General features: G+C 43.3%; 3 protein-coding genes. All 3 read left to right on the top strand.

Annotation, left to right across the window (positions count from 1 at the left end):
* The first annotated feature begins 316 nt into the window (after positions 1-316).
* From fabD to ACXN9U_RS07330, 3 genes are read left to right on the top strand one after another with little or no spacing between them, the layout of a single operon-like run.
* A complete protein-coding gene (gene fabD / locus ACXN9U_RS07340) occupies positions 317-2,623 on the top strand; it encodes an ACP S-malonyltransferase (protein WP_489202376.1) in 2,307 nt (768 codons plus the stop codon).
* Between the two features lie 21 nt (positions 2,624-2,644).
* Positions 2,645-14,902: an SDR family NAD(P)-dependent oxidoreductase gene (locus ACXN9U_RS07335; protein ID WP_489202375.1), complete on the top strand. Its 12,258-nt coding sequence runs from the start codon at positions 2,645-2,647 to the stop codon at positions 14,900-14,902.
* Entirely contained in the window at positions 14,902-19,665 is a 4,764-nt protein-coding gene (locus ACXN9U_RS07330) for a type I polyketide synthase (protein ID WP_489202374.1), read from the top strand. Before ACXN9U_RS07335 ends, ACXN9U_RS07330 begins: the two co-directional genes overlap by 1 nt.
* The last annotated feature ends 1 nt before the right edge of the window (position 19,666 follow it).

The following is a 19,666-nucleotide window of genomic DNA, read 5'->3' as shown; positions in this document are numbered from 1 at the left end:
TAGGGAAATATTCACATAAAACCAATCGTTGTTTCGGCACGTTGGAATGTTTTTATTATATTGATATATATATAAAGCAGAATGAAAATGCGATTTTAATTATCAGAAAATTCTATCTATTTATATTTACGGTAACATGGTATTTGTACATGCTTTTTGCTTTTAAACCTTTATCCGGCATAAAGGTTTTTTTATTTTGCTTAGTAATGCAAGTAAGGGTGCTGAGAGTAAACGACAATTTTAAAATTGAAGTGAAAAAGTTAATCAAAATCGGAACGAAAAGAAACGGCAGAAATACGGAACAGGAGGAAAACAAATGCTTGCTTACGTCTTTCCCGGACAGGGAGCGCAGTTTAAAGGAATGGGCAGAGACTTATTCGATGAATTCAGTGAGCTCATTAAAAAGGCAGATCATATTTTAGGATACTCCATAAAGGATTTATGCCTTTCAGATGAAAAAGAGAGGCTGACTGATACAAAGTATACACAACCTGCAATTTATACAGTGAGCGCACTGCAATATTTAAAGAGTTTAAAAGAAGGTCATATACGCCCTGATGCTGTTGCAGGACATAGTCTGGGTGAATATACTGCGCTTTTGGCGGCCGGCGTTTTTAATTTTGAGACAGGTCTCCGGCTGGTTGCTAAAAGAGGCGAGTTAATGAGTGAGGCTTCCGAGGGCGGAATGGCTGCTGTGATCGGACTGGATGAGCATCACATAAAAAAAATACTTCAAAAGTATGAATTCGGCCAAATAGATATCGCCAATTACAATACATCTTCACAAATTGTGATAGCAGGGGCTGCAGATGAGATAAAGCGGGCAGCCCCTTTTTTTGAAAAAGAAGGGGCGAAAGCTTATATCGTATTGCAAGTCGGCGGAGCTTTTCATTCTCGTTTCATGGAAAGTGCACAGCGTGAATTTGCGGAATTTATCGAGGAGTTTCATTTTTCTGAATTGAATTTCCCAGTCATTTCTAACTATACGGCAAGACCTTATAAACAAGAAGATATCAAACGGAATTTAATTGAACAAATAACAAACTCGGTAAAATGGACTGAAAGCATCAGGTATCTAATGGGACAAGGCGTAACTGTGTTTGAAGAGATCGGTCCCGGCAACATTCTGACTAAATTAATTCACACCATACAAAGAGATGAGGAACCGCTTACTATCAGTGCGCCGGAAGACAGTCTCTTTTTTTCTGAAGGGAACAAGGACAATTCGGAAAGCGGGAAAGAGCATAGCCTCTTGGCCGAAAATATAGAGAGCGGTACAGCTTCACCGGTGTCCCGATTGGGTGATCAATCTTTCAAAGAAGATTACGGTTTGACATACGCGTATTTGGCAGGTGCGATGCATAGAGGGATCTCTTCTGCTGAAATGCTGATCCGCCTCGGGAAGAAAGGAATGCTGGGGTTCTTTGGCACAGCGGGTTTACCTATAAGGGAAATTGAACAGGCCCTTATTTCTATTAAGAAGACACTCAAAAATGGTCAGCCCTACGGAATGAATCTGCGATTTGAGCCGGATCATCAAGATAGAGAAAAGGAATTGATAGATTTATATATCAAGCATGACGTACGAGTAATAGAAGCGTCTTCGTATCTTTCCGTCAGCGCACCATTAATTTATTACAAAGCGCATCAGTTGAAGATAGACAAAAGCGGCAGGGTTATACCTCATAATCGGATCATTGCCAAAGTTTCACGGCCGGAAGTTGCGGCCGCATTTCTGAGTCCGCCTCCTCAAAGTATCGTAAAGAGAATGTGTCAGCACGGTATGCTGACGGAAGAGCAGGCGGAGTGGCTCAGCCGTATTCCGGCAGCAGACGATATCATTATTGAAGCAGATTGTGGTAGTAATACTGAACAGGGCTCATTGACGGCGATGCTGCCGTTTTTTGTTAACCTGCGGGATGAGATGATGGAAACACACAAATACGCAAGGAAGATCAGAGTCGGGGCTGCGGGAGGAATCGGAACTCCCGAGTCTGCGGCGTCTGCTTTTTTAATGGGCGCTGATTTTATTATGACGGGATCTATTAATCAATGTACAGTTGAAGCCGAAACAAGCGGTTTTATTAAAGAAATGCTGAGTGAGACAGGAATATGTGATACTGCTTATGCGCCTTCGGAGACTCTGTTTGAGTTCGGAACAAAGGTTCAGGTGCTGAAAAAGGGCACGCTGTTTCCGGTCAGGGCAAATAAATTATTTCAAATCTACCAACAATATGAGTCTTTGAGTGAGATAGATGAAAAGACAAAGATTCAGCTCGAAAATGATTATTTTAACAAGACTTTTGATGAAATCTACGAAAGCATAATAGAAAAACAGCCGAACCTGGCCCAAAAAGCTGAGTGCAATCAAAAATATAAGATGCTGTTACTATTTAAGTGGTATTTGCAAAGAGGATGTCTGCTTGCTTTGGAAGGGCAGGAAGAACAAAAGGTGAATTTCCAAGTTCATTGCGGCCCGTCTTTAGGCGCTTTTAATCATTGGGTAAAGGGCACGGATTTGGAATCATGGAGAAACAGACATGTCGATGACATTGGTGAAAAATTGATGAATGAGACCGAAAGTCTGCTAAGGCGCAGATTGGATACGTTATTTCTACACTAAAGAAGGGGCGGGTGGAGGCCAATGGTTCATTTGAATAAACAGGGTGCGGATATCGCGATAATCGGGGTTGCTTGCAGATTCCCCGATGCAGATCATTATCATGAATTCTGGGAAAACATAAATAGCGGCAAAGATTCCATCCGGGAAGTGCCGATTGAACGGTGGGATCCCGATCTTTATTATTCAGCTGATATCAGTATACCGAACAAAACAATCAGCAAGTGGGGAGGTTTTATTCATAAAGCTGACCATTTCGACCATAAGTTTTTTAATATCTCTCCCCGGGAAGCGAAAAACATGGATCCTGAGCAAAGAATCCTTTTAGAAGAAACTTGGCGGTGCATCGAAGATTCCGGGGTCTCTTTACAGGATCTCCAGCGTAAAACCACTTCTGTTTTTGCGGGCATTATGAATTCTGACTACCGGCAGACAGGTCATGCTGAATCGGAAATCGACAGTTATGCCTGTTTAGGAAGTTTCGAAGCTATGCTTTCCAACCGGCTTTCATACACATTCGGTTTGACCGGAAAAAGCATGTCTGTAAATGCCGCTTGTGCATCGTCGCTTGTTGCTTTACATGAAGCGGTTAAGTCATTGCGGACAAAAGAAAGCGATTATGCAATCGCATCGGGAGTAAACTTGAATTTCCAACCCGGAAAATATATTTCTTTTTCTAAAGCCAGAATGCTGAGTCCTGACGGCAAATGTAAAACTTTTGACGCAGCGGCGAACGGGTACGTTCCCGGAGAAGGGGCAGGCGTTGTATTGTTGCAGCGCCTTGGTGATGCAGTAAAAGCCGGTCACCATATATACGGGATCATAAAAGGGACAGCTGTTAATCATGGCGGTAAATCCCGTTCCATAACCGCTCCCAGAGCAGAAGCGCAGTGCCGGGTCATCTCAGAAGCTTTACACAACGCTGCTGTCGATGCTGCGACGGTTTCTTATGTAGAAGCACATGGCACAGGTACATCTCTGGGCGATCCGATAGAAATAGAAGCATTGACAAAAGCGTATCGGCAATATACTGAGGATACTCAATATTGCAGGATCGGAAGTGTGAAAACAAATATCGGTCATACAGAAGCAGCAGCGGGAATGGCCGGATTGATAAAAGTTCTAATGATGATGAAACACCGGAGGGTGCCGAAAAGCCTGAATGTACATACGGTAAATCCAATTATACAGTTTGAAAAAACACCGTTTAGGCCGGCGCTTGATTCAAGTGATTGGAAGGCGGCAGACGGGGCTCCGCTCAGGGCGGGAATCAGCTCCTTCGGTTTTGGGGGTGTTAACTCTCACGTCATCATCGAAGAATTTATACATACAAAAGACGAATCTGACAGAAAAGGAAGGGTACCCTTCCTTTTTTCCGCTAAAAGTGAAGAAAGCATGAAACAAATGATACATCATTGGAGAACCTTTGCTGACGATTCAGAGGAATTTTGCAAAATATCAAATGAAGTGATCAGCAGCACCCTTTTAACAAGGACATCGTTTGATTACAGGGCTGGTTTATTGGCAGGCAGCAAGGAGGAATTTAAAAATCAGCTTAAAGAGGGATTAAGTTTTCGGAGGAAACAAGATTCTGAATGGGCGCTTGCCATCGGTGATTTCAAATGGGAAAGTTATAAACAATTTGCCGTTTTGAAACGGGTGTTCCCTGATTTAGAAAAGAACGTAAGGCCGGTGCTGAAGGGTATACCAACATTGCACAGTTCATTTAAAAGAAAATGGACGCCTGAGAAAATCCGCTTGTATTCTTTAGTTATCAATACGGAAATCATAAAAAGTATCCTGGCATCCGGTTTTAAGCCAAGCCTCATTACAGGCGCCGGAGACGGATATTACGTCGCTCTTGCAGCAGCGGATATCATCAAAATTGAAAAGGCCATTTCTGTAATCACAGGCGCTGAAAAACCTTCGCACATATCCTGTAAGCCGCCGTCCATTCCATTTGTCAATCCGTACACTTCAAAAACGTACCCGCCGGTTCGATTAAATGAAGATTATGTAAGGATGCTGCTGAACGGTCTGAGCTTCCCGGCTGATTTTACAGACCGTCTGTACGGGAAAACACGGCTGCTTCTTGAGCACCAATATACGTTTAAAGGGTTTTTAGAAGAGTGGGATAAAGCGGGAAAGACTCAGGAAATCGAGATTTTATCTTTAATTGTGAATCGCACGGCGGATAAAAGAAACGCATTGCCGGCTGATGAGGAAGCGGCGATCATGGCTATCCTTGCCTCTTTGAGAAGACTGTATAAGAGATGGGATTTAACAGATTATGATGGATTCTTTAATAATGATTATGTTCTGGAAATATTAAATTTACTGGACGAAGGAATCTTGTCTAAAGAACTTTTTCTGAGCATGTTATTGAAAAAGCAAGACGGAATTAAACAGGCTGTTGCTTGTATGAATGAGCAGCCGGCAGGTTTTTATGATAAAACTCGTTTTCCGTTGATGACAGAATACAATCAAATGGATGCCGTGTCTCAGGAGATAGCTGATCATATGCCGCATCACACGGAAGAAAAGGGAACGGAGCCGGATATGGATATTTCTGATTTTTCAGTTTTTCAATTCGGATCGCTCCCTCCATCAGCAAAACTAAACAAAGCGGCTGCTTTTGAAACGGACAAAGCAGCTGATGAGGCTCTTTATCATTCATTTATGCAAATGTGGCTTTCAGGAGAAGAGATTGAATGGGCGAAACTAGGTGACTATCATAAAAGAAAAGCCCCGCTTCCGCCTTATCCGTTTGAGCGCTGTCAATTTTCTTTAAACCCTCAGCAGGTAAAATCAGACGCGGCTTTTTCAGAAAAGAAGAATCAGGCACTTTATACGCCGGTATGGAAAGAAACCGCACTTGAGAATGAAGCGGACAGCGGACAAGCCTGTACTATTTTGTTGTTCTCCGGAAACAAAGACTATTTTGAAGAGTTGAAAAAAAGAGAGAATACGTCCGCATATCTTATTATGCCCGGTGACCGTTTAGAGCAGATAAGCGACAGTGTTTTCACGATCAACAGGCAGCGTCCCGAAGATTATCAAGGTGTCATTCGTTTGTTAAAAGAAAAAGGCGCAGCGCCTGATGCAATTTTGCATACGTGGTCTGAAAAACGGCCTGAACTGGAAGAAACACTCGAATCAGGAATTTATTCCGTGTTTTATCTGACTAAGGCTTTAATCAGCGAGAACCTTATAAACAAAGTAACGTTCATTTATACATTCAGCGCAGATCAAAAAGAAAAATTGCCGTATTTTGAAGGTGTGAACGGTTTTTTAAAATCGGTAAAACAAGAATATCCGCAGCTGCATTGTAAGACGGTTTGCTTTGAACATGATTCTGCAACCGTTTCATTTTCAGAGAAGGCTGCCATTCTTTATAAAGAAATAAACACAGCACCTGATCGGCATATTCATATCACTTACAGAGGCTGCGTAAGATATGCACGGATGTTAGAGAAGCAGAGAGAAACATACACAAAGACCATTCAATACCCTGAAAAAGATAAAGTGTATTTAATTACAGGGGGATTTGGGGGGATTGGCAGTAAAGTCGCTGAATATTGCGCGAAAACTGAAAAATCCACCATTATTCTATCGGGGCGATCTGCTTTAAACGGAGATAAGCAGAAACATTTAGAATACCTGAACAGCTTTAAAGCAAAGGTTTATTATATACAGGCGAATATATCCGATAAAGAAGCGGTAAAAAAAATGATTGACGGTATTACAGATCAGCATGCAGGTCTTCATGGCGTCATTCATTGTGCAGGAGTTATCAGAGACTCGCTGCTTTTTCGAAAAACAAAGCAGGAACTTTCAGAGGTGATTGCTCCAAAAGTTCATGGTGCATTGAATCTTGATCATGCAACGAAGTCGCTGGAATTGGATTTTTTCGCCGTTTTTTCTTCAGTCGTCTCTATTGCAGGGAACGAAGGACAGTGTGATTATGCATATGCAAACGGCTTTTTAGATCATTTTGCAGAGTATCGGGAACAGAAACGGCAAAATTCTCTGCGCAGCGGCCGCACGCTGACAATCAATTGGCCTTTATGGAAAGACATCGGAATGGGGGCGAACCTGTCAGGTCAAGGGCGGACGTCTCTTTTTCATGGTTCCGGGCTCGAAGAACTTCCTGCTGAAGACGGAACGCAATGGTTTTCGCGGATTGTAACTTCGGGTCAGCTGCATAATATTGCAGTCTGCGGTGATCATGAGCGCTTTGAACAATTTATGCAGCAGCGATTTTTGACGGACGAAACAGAGACAGGCAGTGCCATTCCTTTGGCTCAAGGCGATATTTTGGATCAGACAGTTTTGTTTTTAACCAATATCATCTCCTCTGAGATCGGTGCAGAACGGGAAGAGATCGATCAAGATGTGCATCTGGCTGAATATGGAATGGATTCGGTTATGATTCATCAATGCAACACAAAGCTGGAGCAATCACTGGGAGCAATTTCGAAAACGCTTTTATTTGAATTTCATACAATCAGAGATTTAGCAGATCATCTTGTAAAGGAATATCCGGATCGGCTGGGGCGTTTATTTTTACGGGAGGAAAAAGGAAAACAGATTCAGAGCATTACCCCTGCCAGGCCGGAACAAAACATCACTGCACCTGCGGCGGAGGAAAAAGAACATCTTGACGGGATAGCGGTAATCGGTATCAGCGGCCGTTATCCCGGGGCTGAAAATATCGAAGAATTGTGGGAGCTTCTATCAAAAGAGAGAACCGCAATCACAGAAATTCCGAAAGAACGATGGAATTATGAGACCTACTATGATCCAGATCCCGCTAAAGCGCATGAGGGGAAAATTTATTGCAAATGGGGCGGATTTTTAAAGAATGCTGAATCATTTGATTCTTTGTTTTTCCAAATATCGCCGAGAGAAGCAGAAGCGATGGATCCTCAGGAACGAATATTTCTCGAAACCGTGTGGAAAGCATTTGAAGATTCGGGTTATACCATTGAAGGGTTGAGAAAGCAGACCGAAAAACATGTCGGTGTATTTGCGGGAGTGACAACCAATTCTTACAAGCTGCTCGGCGAAAGAATACCGACGGATAAAAACGATGTACTTCCAAATTCGTTCCCATGGTCTCTCGCGAACAGAGTGTCTTACACATTTGACTTTACAGGTCCCAGTGTCCCTGTAGATACGGCTTGCTCTTCATCCTTAACGGCAATTCACATGGCTTGCCAAAGTTTAACAAAGGGTGAGTGCTCGGTTGCGGTTGCGGGAGGAGTAAATTTGTATCTTCATCCTTCTGACTATTTATACCGATGTCAGATGGGGATGCTTTCAAAATCGGGAAAATGCAGAAGTTTTGGAGAAGGCGGCGACGGTTTCGTACCGGGGGAAGGTGTCGGGGCCGTTATTCTTAAACCGCTTAAAGATGCCATACGTGATAATGATACTGTGTACGCCGTCATTAAAGGAACGGCAATTAATCACGGCGGAAAGACGAATGGCTATACGGTGCCTAATCCTGCCGCACAGGCGGATTTAATTCAAGGAGCTCTTAAAGCGGCCGGTTGGAGCGCCAGAAGTGTCAGCTTTATTGAAGCCCACGGCACGGGGACGCCGCTGGGTGACCCAATTGAAGTCCGAGGTCTGACCAAGGCGTTTAGAGCTTATACCGAAGATGTTTCATATTGCTCTCTCGGATCGATTAAATCTAACATCGGTCATCTCGAAGCGGCTGCGGGTATTGCCGGCCTGACAAAGATTATCTTACAAATGAAGTATAAAAAAATTGCCGCAACACTGCATGCTGAACGGGTGCATCCGGATCTTTATCTGGAAGAGACACCTTTTTGCCTTCAGCAGGAAACCGCCGACTGGATAAAACCCGCGAATGAAAAACATTCTGACAGCAAATATCCGCGGCGCGCGGGATTAAGTTCTTTCGGAGCGGGCGGGGCAAATGCTCATATCCTTGTGGAAGAGTATGAGTCTGCTGCTGACTGTCATACGGATTGTGAGGAAAGTGAGGAACTTATCGTACTCTCAGCCAAGCATTCACTGAGTTTACGGGAATCGGCAAAACAGCTGGAGGAATATCTTCAAAAGGCCCGTCATAAGCAGGACGAGTTTTTGCAGCCGGCGGGAACAAATAAGCCGCTTCACCTTTCTGATATTGCGTATACCCTTCTTGAAGGGCGTGAAGCCATGCCAGAAAGGCTTGCTGTCATTTCAAATAATATCGATGATCTGATGTTGAAATTAAATCACTTTTATAATGGAATTGACGATCACGAAATATTTAGAGGGAAAAAGCCGAATCATAAACGCGGACAGCGGCAATCGGATCTTCCGCTCAAATCCGGCAGAACTACATTAGCCGAAATGGCTGAATTTTGGGTATCAGGAGGCAATTTAAGCTGGGGTGACTTCCGCACCGGCAGAAAACCGGCAAAAATTGCGCTGCCGACTTACCCTTTCTTAAAAAACAGACTGTGGGTGTCAAATAAGGCGCAAACAAAATCAGCAGCCGGTACAGCTCCTTTATTTGATTTTTCTGCAGGTGAGTGCCGATTTTATAAAACGCTTTTAGATTCTGAATATTATTTAAAAGACCATGTTGTGCATGGGAAAACGGTTCTGCCCGGAGCGGCAATCATCGAAGCGGCCAGAGAAGCGGGAGAGAGGCTGTACGGAAAATCAGTCATAAAACTGAGTCAGGTTGTATGGGCGGTTCCGATAACCGTTGAAAAAGAAAAGACGATAATGATAGATCTGCTGCCGAATCAAAAGGACGGCAGATTTGTGGTGAAAACCGATATGCAACCTGATGCGGCAGTTCATTGCCAAGGAAACATTATCACATGCGGAGATAAAGATGCCTCTCATACAGAGCATTTTAAGTTGGACAGCTGGTTAACCGGACAGAAAAGATTAATCAGCGGCGCAGAGTGTTATAGGAACTTCCGGCATAGCGGTTTGGACTATGGAGCCAGCTTTCAGGTAATAAAACAGCTGTTTATCCATGAAAATGCTGTTCTTGCACGAATATCACTTCCTGAGAGCATTCATAAAAAATCCGGCACGCTGCTGGAACCGTGTTTATTGGATGGAATTTTTCAATCCACAACCGGGTTTATGTCCGGTCAAGAAGGGGATCACACCGCATATTTGCCTTTTGAATTAGGTGAGCTGGAGATTCTTCACGCACCTTCGGCAAACGGCTATGCTTACATTACAGCTGCCGATGAAAGACAACATGATGATGTCAAAAGGTTTCATATACTATTTATGGATGAAAACGGATCTGTAAGTCTTAAAATAAAAAACTTAGCGTTGAAGGCATTAAGGGTTACACCGCAGACTCAAAATGAGCGGCATTCAGCTAAGTATTACACTGATATGTGGAAGCGGGCCCCTATGCTTCATCAGCCTGAAGGCAGCGGTTTAAACAGCTGCCTTGTGATTTCACTCCGTCAGGATATATCAGAACCGCTGATCCGCAAGGCATATAAAGATATCGGCCTGAACATGATCTTTGTCCGCCATGGCGGCAGTTTTCAAGAAAAAGAAGCTGATTCCTTTGAATTGAACAGCGTCAAACTTGAAGGCTATAAGAAATTGCTGGCGATTCTTAAAGAAAGACAAGTGACAATTGACCGCGTCATTTTAATCGGGATGAGCCCTGAAACGGGAATTGAGCATAACATTCATGAAAAGCTGGAAGAGGCTGTTTTGCCGGTTTTCAATGTAACGAAAGCTCTGCTAGCAACAATCCCAAGACATAAAATCCTGATATCACATGTATTTTTCACAAGGAACAATCAAATCTACCCTTATCAAATGGCAATCAGCGGCTTTTTTAGGTCGCTTCATTTAGAACATCCAATGTTGTCCGGTAAAAATATTGAAATACACAGCGATGAAATTCAGTTACAGCTGAACACCGGTCTGCCTGAATTAAAAAACCTTGTGAAAGAAACAGTCACAAGCGATGATACTTCTTCAGAAATCAGATACAGAGATGGAATCAGGCAGGTGAAACACTCTGCAGAAATTGAAAGTGCAGAGCCCCCCAAAAAGATGGAAGTAAAAGAAGGGGGAGTTTACCTCATTACAGGAGGAACAGGCGGTCTGGGACTGATTTTCGCCAGACATCTTGTGCGAAAAGGGAGAATCAAGCTTGTGCTTATCGGCAGGTCAGAGCTTTCTGAGGAAGCCGTAAGCAATGTAAAAGAGCTCGAAAAAAACGGATCAGAGGTTTTTTATGTAAGAACCGATATTTCTGATAAGGAAAATGTCAACAACCTGATAAAACTCGTCAAAAGCAAATTAGGTCCTGTTAAAGGAATTATTCACAGCGCCGGTGTGATAAAAGATTCATTACTCATCAATAAGCGTGAAGAGGATCTCGATTCAGTCTTGGCCAGCAAGGTTTACGGAACGATATGGCTTGACCGGTATACAGACAGAGAACCTCTGGACTTTTTTGTTATGTTTTCATCTATCAGCGCAATAATCGGGAATGCCGGACAAACCGATTATGCTTATGCAAACCGGTTTATGGATTATTTTGCGGAAATGAGAGCGGCGGAAAATAAACCTGGAAAAACAGTCTCGATTAATTGGCCTTTATGGAAAGAAGGCGGTATGCAAATTGATATTCATTCAGAGAAGTTCCTTTATGACCGTTTCGGAATGCTGCCTCTGGAAAAACGAGAAGGCCTTGCAGCATTTGATCAAGCAATGACAGGGTGTGAACATCAAATAATGGTATTTAGCGGTAATGAATTAAAGCTGGAACGAATGATAACGATTGACAGCGGAAAAAGTGACCCGGCAATCGCCGACGAAAATCACGAACCGAAAGAGCTGTCAATAACTGAATCTTTAAAAAGCACTTTGACGCGCATCATCACCGGCGTATTAAAAATTGAAGAACGGGAATTTGATTTTGAACTGCCGATAAGTGAATACGGATTTGATTCAATTATGTTTACAATGCTGGGCAACGAATTAAACGAAACATTAGAAATATCAATGATGCCGTCAGATTTTTTCGGCCTTACTGATTTTAATGAACTTCTTGACTTTTTAAAGAGTGAGTATTCCGAAGAGCTTCATCTGTACGGCTCTTTTTCTTCGGAGGAATCTGAAGCGAAAGACCGGAGAGAAATGCTGATTGAGGGCATCGCAAAGATGATGTCAAGTATTTTAAAGATTGACAGAAAGGAAATAGAAGAAGAGACTTCATTCGGCGAGTACGGATTTGATTCTATTACGTTTACCAGACTCGGAAATGAAATCAATCAACAATATGGTACGGAACTATTGCCGTCCATTTTCTTTGAATGCAATTCACTGGCTGAATTTACTGATTATGTAATCGAGCAATACGGAGAAATCCTTTTTGCTGAGACAGAATCTTTTTCTGCAGCTGACGAAAAAACATTGTACAGCGCGCCTCCGGCGGAATCCTATGAACATTCCCCTGAGCCTGAAAACAAAACCAGGCAAGAGGAAAGACATATGAATGAGCCGGTTGCAATAGTGGGAATAAGCGGCCGTTTCCCCCAAACAGATTCGCTGGAAGACTTTTGGGAAGGAATTGAAAAAGGGCGGGATATGATTACAGACATTCCTGAAGACCGTTGGAACTGGAAAGAGTTTGACGGCGATCCGATCAGGGACGTCAATAGAACAAAAATAAAAAAAGGCGGATTTATCAAAGGCGCGGACAGTTTTGATCCGTTGTTTTTCGGGATTTCTCCCGCCGAAGCAGAATTAATGGATCCCCAGCAAAGAATTTTTATGGAGACTGTATGGAAAACAATAGAAGATGCGGGCTATAAGCCGTCTGATTTGGCAGGGACGAAAACCGCGGTGTTTGCAGGGGTCGCCACAACGGATTATGCGGAACGTCTGAATGAAAATGGTGTCTCTGTTCAGGCGCAGACCGCAACCGGTTTAAATCATTGTATATTGGCAAATCGTATTTCTTACCAGCTGAATCTGACGGGTCCGAGCGAACCGATTGACACTGCCTGTTCAAGTTCGTTAGTTGCGCTTCATCGTGCGGCTGAGGGGATTCAAAGAGGCGATTTTGAAATGGCGATTGCAGGCGGTGTGCATATTATGACAAGCCCTACTCTGTTTATAGCTTTTGATAAAGCAGGTATGCTTTCCAAAGATGGAAAGTGCAAAACGTTTGATAAAAGCGCTGACGGCTATGTAAGGAGTGAAGGGGCGGCTGCAGTATTGCTTAAGCCGCTCAGCAAAGCACAGGCAGACGGTGATCATATATATGGTTTGATTAAAGGGTCAGCTGTAAATCACGGCGGCCGCGCCAATTCTTTGACAGCTCCGAATCCGAACGCACAGGCGGACTTATTAACCGAAGCTTGGCGGAAGGCGAGGGTCAGCCCTGCCACTGCGGGATATATAGAAGCGCATGGCACAGGGACAAGTCTTGGCGATCCGATTGAAGTGAACAGCATCATAAAGGCATTTAAAACGTTATATCATGAATGGGACATTCCCTTTGCGAAACAGAAATGCTGCGGAATCGGGTCTGTGAAAACAAACATCGGCCATCTCGAAACCGCTGCCGGAATAGCCGGAGTGATGAAAGTGTTACTGGCTTTTAAATATCGCAAACTACCGGGACTCGCCCATTTTTCAGAACTCAATCCATACATCAAACTGGAAAATACGCCATTTTATATCACAGAAACCGCTCAAAAGTGGAATCCGATAAAAGATGAAGAGAACAACGATCTGCCGAGGAGAGCAGGTGTCAGCTCATTCGGATTCGGCGGTGTGAACGCGCATATTGTTTTAGAGGAATATAGGGAACCTCAAAAAGAAGTGCCGGAAAACAACGGTAAAACACACATTTTTGTTTTATCTGCGAAAACCAAAGATCAATTACTTGAGTATATCCGGCTTATGGTTCAGTACTTGGATCGTGTGATTGCCGGTGACAGGACCGTTAATGCCAGTGACATGGAATTTACATTGCAAAACGGCCGGGAAGCAATGAACGAAAGAATTGCCGTATGTGCAGCGAGTCTGACTGAGCTGAGAGATAAGTACGTCAGCTTTCTTGATGACAGCAAGGTGCAAAAAGGCGTATTTATAAGCGAAAACACTGAAGAGCGTACAGCTGTTTCTGAATATATGATTCAGGAGGCTCTTCAAAGCGGAAAAGAGGAGCTGCTCGCACAATGGTGGGCCAATGGAGCCGAGTTTGAATGGAAGACAATCGGCAATCAGAAATTGAATAGAGTGCCGCTGCCAACCTATCCGTTTGCAAAAGAGAGTTATTGGTTTACTCCGAAAAAGAACAAAAGCGAGGTTAATAGCAAAAGTCTTCACCCATTAATCAGCGAGAATGTCTCAACATTAAAGAAACAAGCATTTAAAACTGTTATTTCCGGAACTGAATTTTTCGTCACTGATCATCTTGTTTCAGGAGACTATGTGCTGCCGGGAGCCGCTTCGCTTGAAATGGCTCTTGTTTGTGCGGAAATAAGCGGAGAAAGTAAAGTATATAAAATAAAAGACGTGATGTGGAACAGACCTATATTATATAAAGGAAAAACGCTGCACATTTATACCGACTTGGAAATGAAACAAGGTAAGTTGAACGTAACGATATGTAAAGAGGGTCCGGATGGCGTGCAGCAAATCTGCACACAAAGTGAAACAGTATTCGGAGACATAAACAGCAATCCTGAGTATGTCGATATTGATAAGTTCAAACGCAGCAGTAAGGCTGCCATAACCCGGGAAGAGTGTTATCACCGCTTCAGTCGTATGGGCCTGACATATTATAGCAGTTTTCAAACGTTGAAAGCCGTATACCGCAGTGATATGGAGTTAATGGCAGAATTGGAGCTCCCGGCTCATTTAGCGAACGGGTTTTCACATTTTACACTCCATCCTTCATTAATTGACGGCGGTTTTCAGGCGGCGGCATTTTTGTTAAGAGATAATGAGAAAGAGGGCTTATTTGTTCCATATTCACTTAGAGAGCTTCACATTAAGAGGGCGCTTACTGCCCGATGCCATGTCTCGGTGAGAGAAACCGGTTTTTATACGTATAACATTGATTTTATTAACGAGAGCGGCGAAATAGCCGTGAGCATGAAAGACTTTTCTGTCAGAAAAATGACCGGGGGAGAATTAACCGCAGGACGTAAAAATGAAGATCGGGAAATTCTCTTCTTATTAGAACAATTGAAAAACGGTGAACTTTCTGCTGACCAAGTTTATCAGCTGCTGGAGGGAAAATAGTGCAGATCAAACAAATACTTTCCTTAATTGAAGAACAGCAAATGTCTCCTGATGCAGGACTGGAGCTAATTCGCACTTACAGAAAAGAACAAATGGAAAAAAAGGCGGAGCAAGCTCCGTCCCCAACCATTTTTTTAAAGAACGATTGGGTAAGGACAAATAACATTGATATGCCGAATCAGCAGGCACCGGGGAATATGCTGATTTTTGATCAGGATAACCGTCTTTTTCAGCATGCCGAGATGATGAATGGAGATCATAACCGTGTCATTCTCGTAACGCCCGATTCTGATTATAGAATTGAACGGAATAGATGCACAATCAATCCTTCTGATGAAAGTCATGTCGAAATGCTGCTGTCTGATTTGGATGAAAACGGATTTACACCTGATGTCGTGCTTTATTTATGGAACGGAGAAATCAGAGAATTTACTGAAAAATCCGTTAATGAAACTCTTTGCAGAGGGATAAACTCGCTCTTTTTATTATCAAAAGCTTTAATGCGGAGAAACGAACCTGTTACGTTATTGCATATTTATTGGACAAGGGGTCTGAATCAGCCGTTTCATGAAGCTGTCGGAGGTTTCATTAAAACGGTAAACATGGAAAGCTCCAAGCTTAAAGCGAAAACCATACAGATTCGCCATGAGCATTCTGACATAAATCCTCCGGTTTCTGAGATATGGGGTGCTGCAATCAGTGAAATACAGCGCTTTCAATCCGATGAATGTGAGATTTTAATAGACTCACATACCCGTTTTGTGAAAGGGCTGCAGCATATTGATATTCCGGAACACAATAAAGGATCTGTAACGTATCAAAAAGGCGGCATATATATCATTACCGGAGGAGCCGGAAAACTCGGGCTGCTGTTTGCGGAACACATCGCTAAAGAAAACCAAGCCGTGATTATACTTACAGGCCGTTCTGTTTTAACAGCTGATCAAAAAGAACGGATCGGTAAGCTTAATGAGAGCGGCTCTATTGTTGAATATCAGCGGACGGACATAACAGATCGAACAGAGGCAGAGCGATTCATTTTCGGCGTTAAACAGCGGTACGGCAGCATAAACGGGATCATTCATGCTGCCGGCATCCTTCGTGACTCATTTCTTGTAAATAAAAGTCTCAGTGATTTTACGGACGTACTGAAACCGAAAGTTTACGGGACAATCTGGCTGGATGAGCTGACAAAAGACGAAGATCTTGATTTTTTTGTTCTCTTTTCTTCTTTTTCCGCTTACGGAAATGCCGGCCAAAGTGACTATGCGTACGCAAATCATTTTATGGACAGTTTTGCAATGCTTCGATCTCAGCTCTCCCGAAACGGAAAAACCCTTTCAATCAATTGGCCGTTATTGAAAGATGGCGGGATGAGTCTCGACAGCAATGGAATCATTCAAATAAAAGAAAAATACGGAATGACTCCGATGCGAACTTCCTCTGTTCTGGAAGCGTTTCTGAAAATGCTGCGGTCTTCATTTACCAGCTTAATGCCTGCAGAAGGAGAGCGGGATAAAATGATAAAAGCGCTTTCGATTCAAAGAAACACAGCTGCAGCAGATCAAGATACACTCACGGCGGAACACAATGAAGAAGAGGAATATGCTGCGAAAGAAAAAGTCAATGACTATTTAATCAAGATCATCAGCAGTGTCTTGAAAATACAAGCTCATAAAATAAATGCGAAAGACTCTTTTGAGAAATTCGGAATCAACTCACTTATGATCATGTCACTTATTTCAAAGCTTGAAGATACTTTCGGGGATCTTCCAAAAACAATCTTTTTTGAATATCAGAACATTGAAGAGCTTTCAAACTTCTTCCTAACATCTTTTAAAGAAAAAGTGCTTAAGGCCGCAGGGGCAGCTCCGGTAACAAGAGTGCCGAAGAAAAGAGAAAATCTGAGTAAAAAACAGCACCGGCAGCATAGAGTTGCAGCTGCACCGAGCATGGTTCAGCCGGGTGAGGATATTGCCATTATCGGTGTGAGCGGAAGATATCCGAATTCCGATACTCTTGAGGAGTTCTGGGAAAACATTGCCGGAGGGAAAAACTGTATTATTGAAATCCCCGAGGAACGTTGGGATTTCAGATCGATTTACAGTCCCGACAGAATGGAGAAGGGGAAAATCAACAGTAAGTGGGGCGGTTTTATCAGCGGTGTTGATCAATTCGATCCGCTGTTTTTCCACATTTCTCATAAAGAAGCTGAGCTGATGGACCCTCAGGAGCGAATTTTTCTCGAAACCTCCTGGCATACGTTTGAAGATTCAGGATATACAAAAGAGAAGCTTAACGGTATGAAAGCCGGTGTGTTTGTCGGAGCCATGTACGGACAATATCAATTATTCGGCGCAGAAGAAACTGCGCGGGGCAATCCGATTGCGCTCAGTTCCTTCTTTTCATCTATTGCGAACAGGGTTTCATACTTTTTTAATCTCTCCGGCCCGAGCATTGCACTGGATACGATGTGTTCATCATCGCTGACGGCCATTCACTTGGCATGTGAAAGCATTAAAAGAGGGGAAAGTGAAATTGCGCTTGCGGGCGGCGTTAATGTGTCCATACACCCCAGCAAATACCTTTGGCTGAGTCAAGGTAATTTTGTTTCCACGGAAGGATTGTGCAGAAGTTTCGGAGAGGGCGGAGACGGCTATGTCCCGGGAGAAGGTTCGGGAGCCGTCCTGTTGAAACCTCTGGAAAAAGCAATTGCTGATCAGGATCATATATACGGAGTAATTAAAGGAACATCTGTAAATCATGGCGGAAAAACCAATGGATTTACGGTTCCGAATCCGAATGCACAAGCTGAGCTGATTGCTGAAAATTTCAAGAAATCGGGCATCAGTCCGCGATCCGTCAGCTACTTGGAAGCACACGGAACGGGTACCTCGCTCGGAGATCCGATTGAGATCGCAGGATTGACAAAAGCTTTTGAGAAATTTACGGACGATAAACAATTTTGTGCCATAGGTTCAGTGAAGTCTAATATCGGACATTTGGAGTCTGCTGCAGGTATAGCAGCCCTTACAAAAGTTCTTTTACAATTTAAGCACCAGAAATTGGCGCCATCCATCCACTCGGAACAGCTGAACCAAAATATCCGATTTGAAAAGACGCCTTTTTACGTTCAGCAGAAAGAAGAAGAGTGGCGGAAAGAATCAGGCGCCTCCAACAGGAGAGCAGCAATCAGTTCGTTCGGAGCGGGAGGAGCAAATGCCCATGTCATTGTGGAAGAATATCAAAACCATGCGGACACACAAACAATAAGCGGTCCGTTTGCCGCAGTTCTCTCTGCCAAAAATGAAGACAGACTGAAAGAATACGCTCGGCGCCTTCTGCAATTCACAGAGCGGGAGACAAAGGCCTCGGCAGCTGATATCGCTTTTACATTGCAGACATGCAGGGAACCGATGGAAGACAGACTCGCTGTTGTAGCTTCTGATTTGCCGGAACTTAAGGAGAAGCTGAGAACTTTCTGTACTGAAGGAACAATTGGAGAGGGCGTATACAAAGGCAATGTTACGAAAGATTTTGATAAAGTCTTTATCTTTCATGATCAAAAGATGAAAGATAAATTCCTCGAGGTGATGATGGAGACAAAGGACTTGAATCTTCTTGCAAAATTATGGTCTTTCGGGGCTGATATTCAATGGAGAGAGTTATATGAAGAATATACCCCGCAAAAGGTCAAGCTTCCTTTATATCCATTTGCTGAGGAGTCTTACTGGGTGCCTGGAAACCAAAGTGCAGTATTTCCAGAAATATTGCCGCAGCAGTCTTCACTGCACCCGCTTCTGGATTCGAATGAATCTACTCTGGAACAGCAGTTTTTTAAAACGACATTAAGAGACAAAGAGATTTGGTTAAAAGACCACATTGTAAAAAACAAGAGCATTCTCCCGGCAGCTGCTTTTCTTGAAATGGCATGCGCAGCGGGAACACGGTCATATCGAAAGAAAAAGGTCACTCGTTTAAAAAACGTGATATTTGCCAGACCGGCCATGCTTTTGCAAGCGAGCCTGACCATTTACACTCACATTTCCGTAAAAGACGGCAGCATATTATTTAACATGTCACCTGACGAGGATGCTGCTGTAAGGACTGGATTTGTGACGGGTGAATTAGATTATGATCATGATTACGGTGATGATGATATAGAGAATACGGACAGACAAGAGATAATAAACAGAAGTGCTTTTGTCCGTGAACAAGATGAATGTTACGAGTATTTTCGGGAAAACGGGTTCCTGTATGGGCGCGCTTTTCAGCCGATTCAACGTTTATGGGGCGGCGGAACGGAAGCGGTTGCACACTTATTGCTGCCAAAAGAAGCCGCATATGCTCTTGAAAATTATACATTGCATCCGTCTTTAATTGATGGGGCTCTGCAATCTTTGTTCGGCATTACGGACGGAAGAGAAGAGGCATCTGTTTATGTTCCTTTTTCAATAGGAGAGATTACGATTCGGAAAAAAGTTTCAGCAGAATGCTGGGCTTATGCGCGTAAAACAGGCCAAAAAGGTCAATCCGAGCTTATTTACGATATTCAGCTGCTTAATGAACACGGAGAGAGACTTGCAGGTTTAAAGGATGTAACCATTCGTAAAAAAGAAACGTTTTCCGCGGAGCCACAGAATCATGCAACAGCGGATTCCAATCGAAAGAACGAGAGAGTAAAAGAGCTCCTCAGACAATTAAAAGCGGGCGAACTGACTGCGGAGGAAGCAGATTATGCGCTGGAGCGTATGCAGGATTAGT

The organism is Bacillus sp. BACIII (assembly GCF_057836745.1).
The sequence above is the reverse complement of the archived record's forward strand: the minus strand, read 5'-3'. Positions and strand labels throughout refer to the sequence as shown.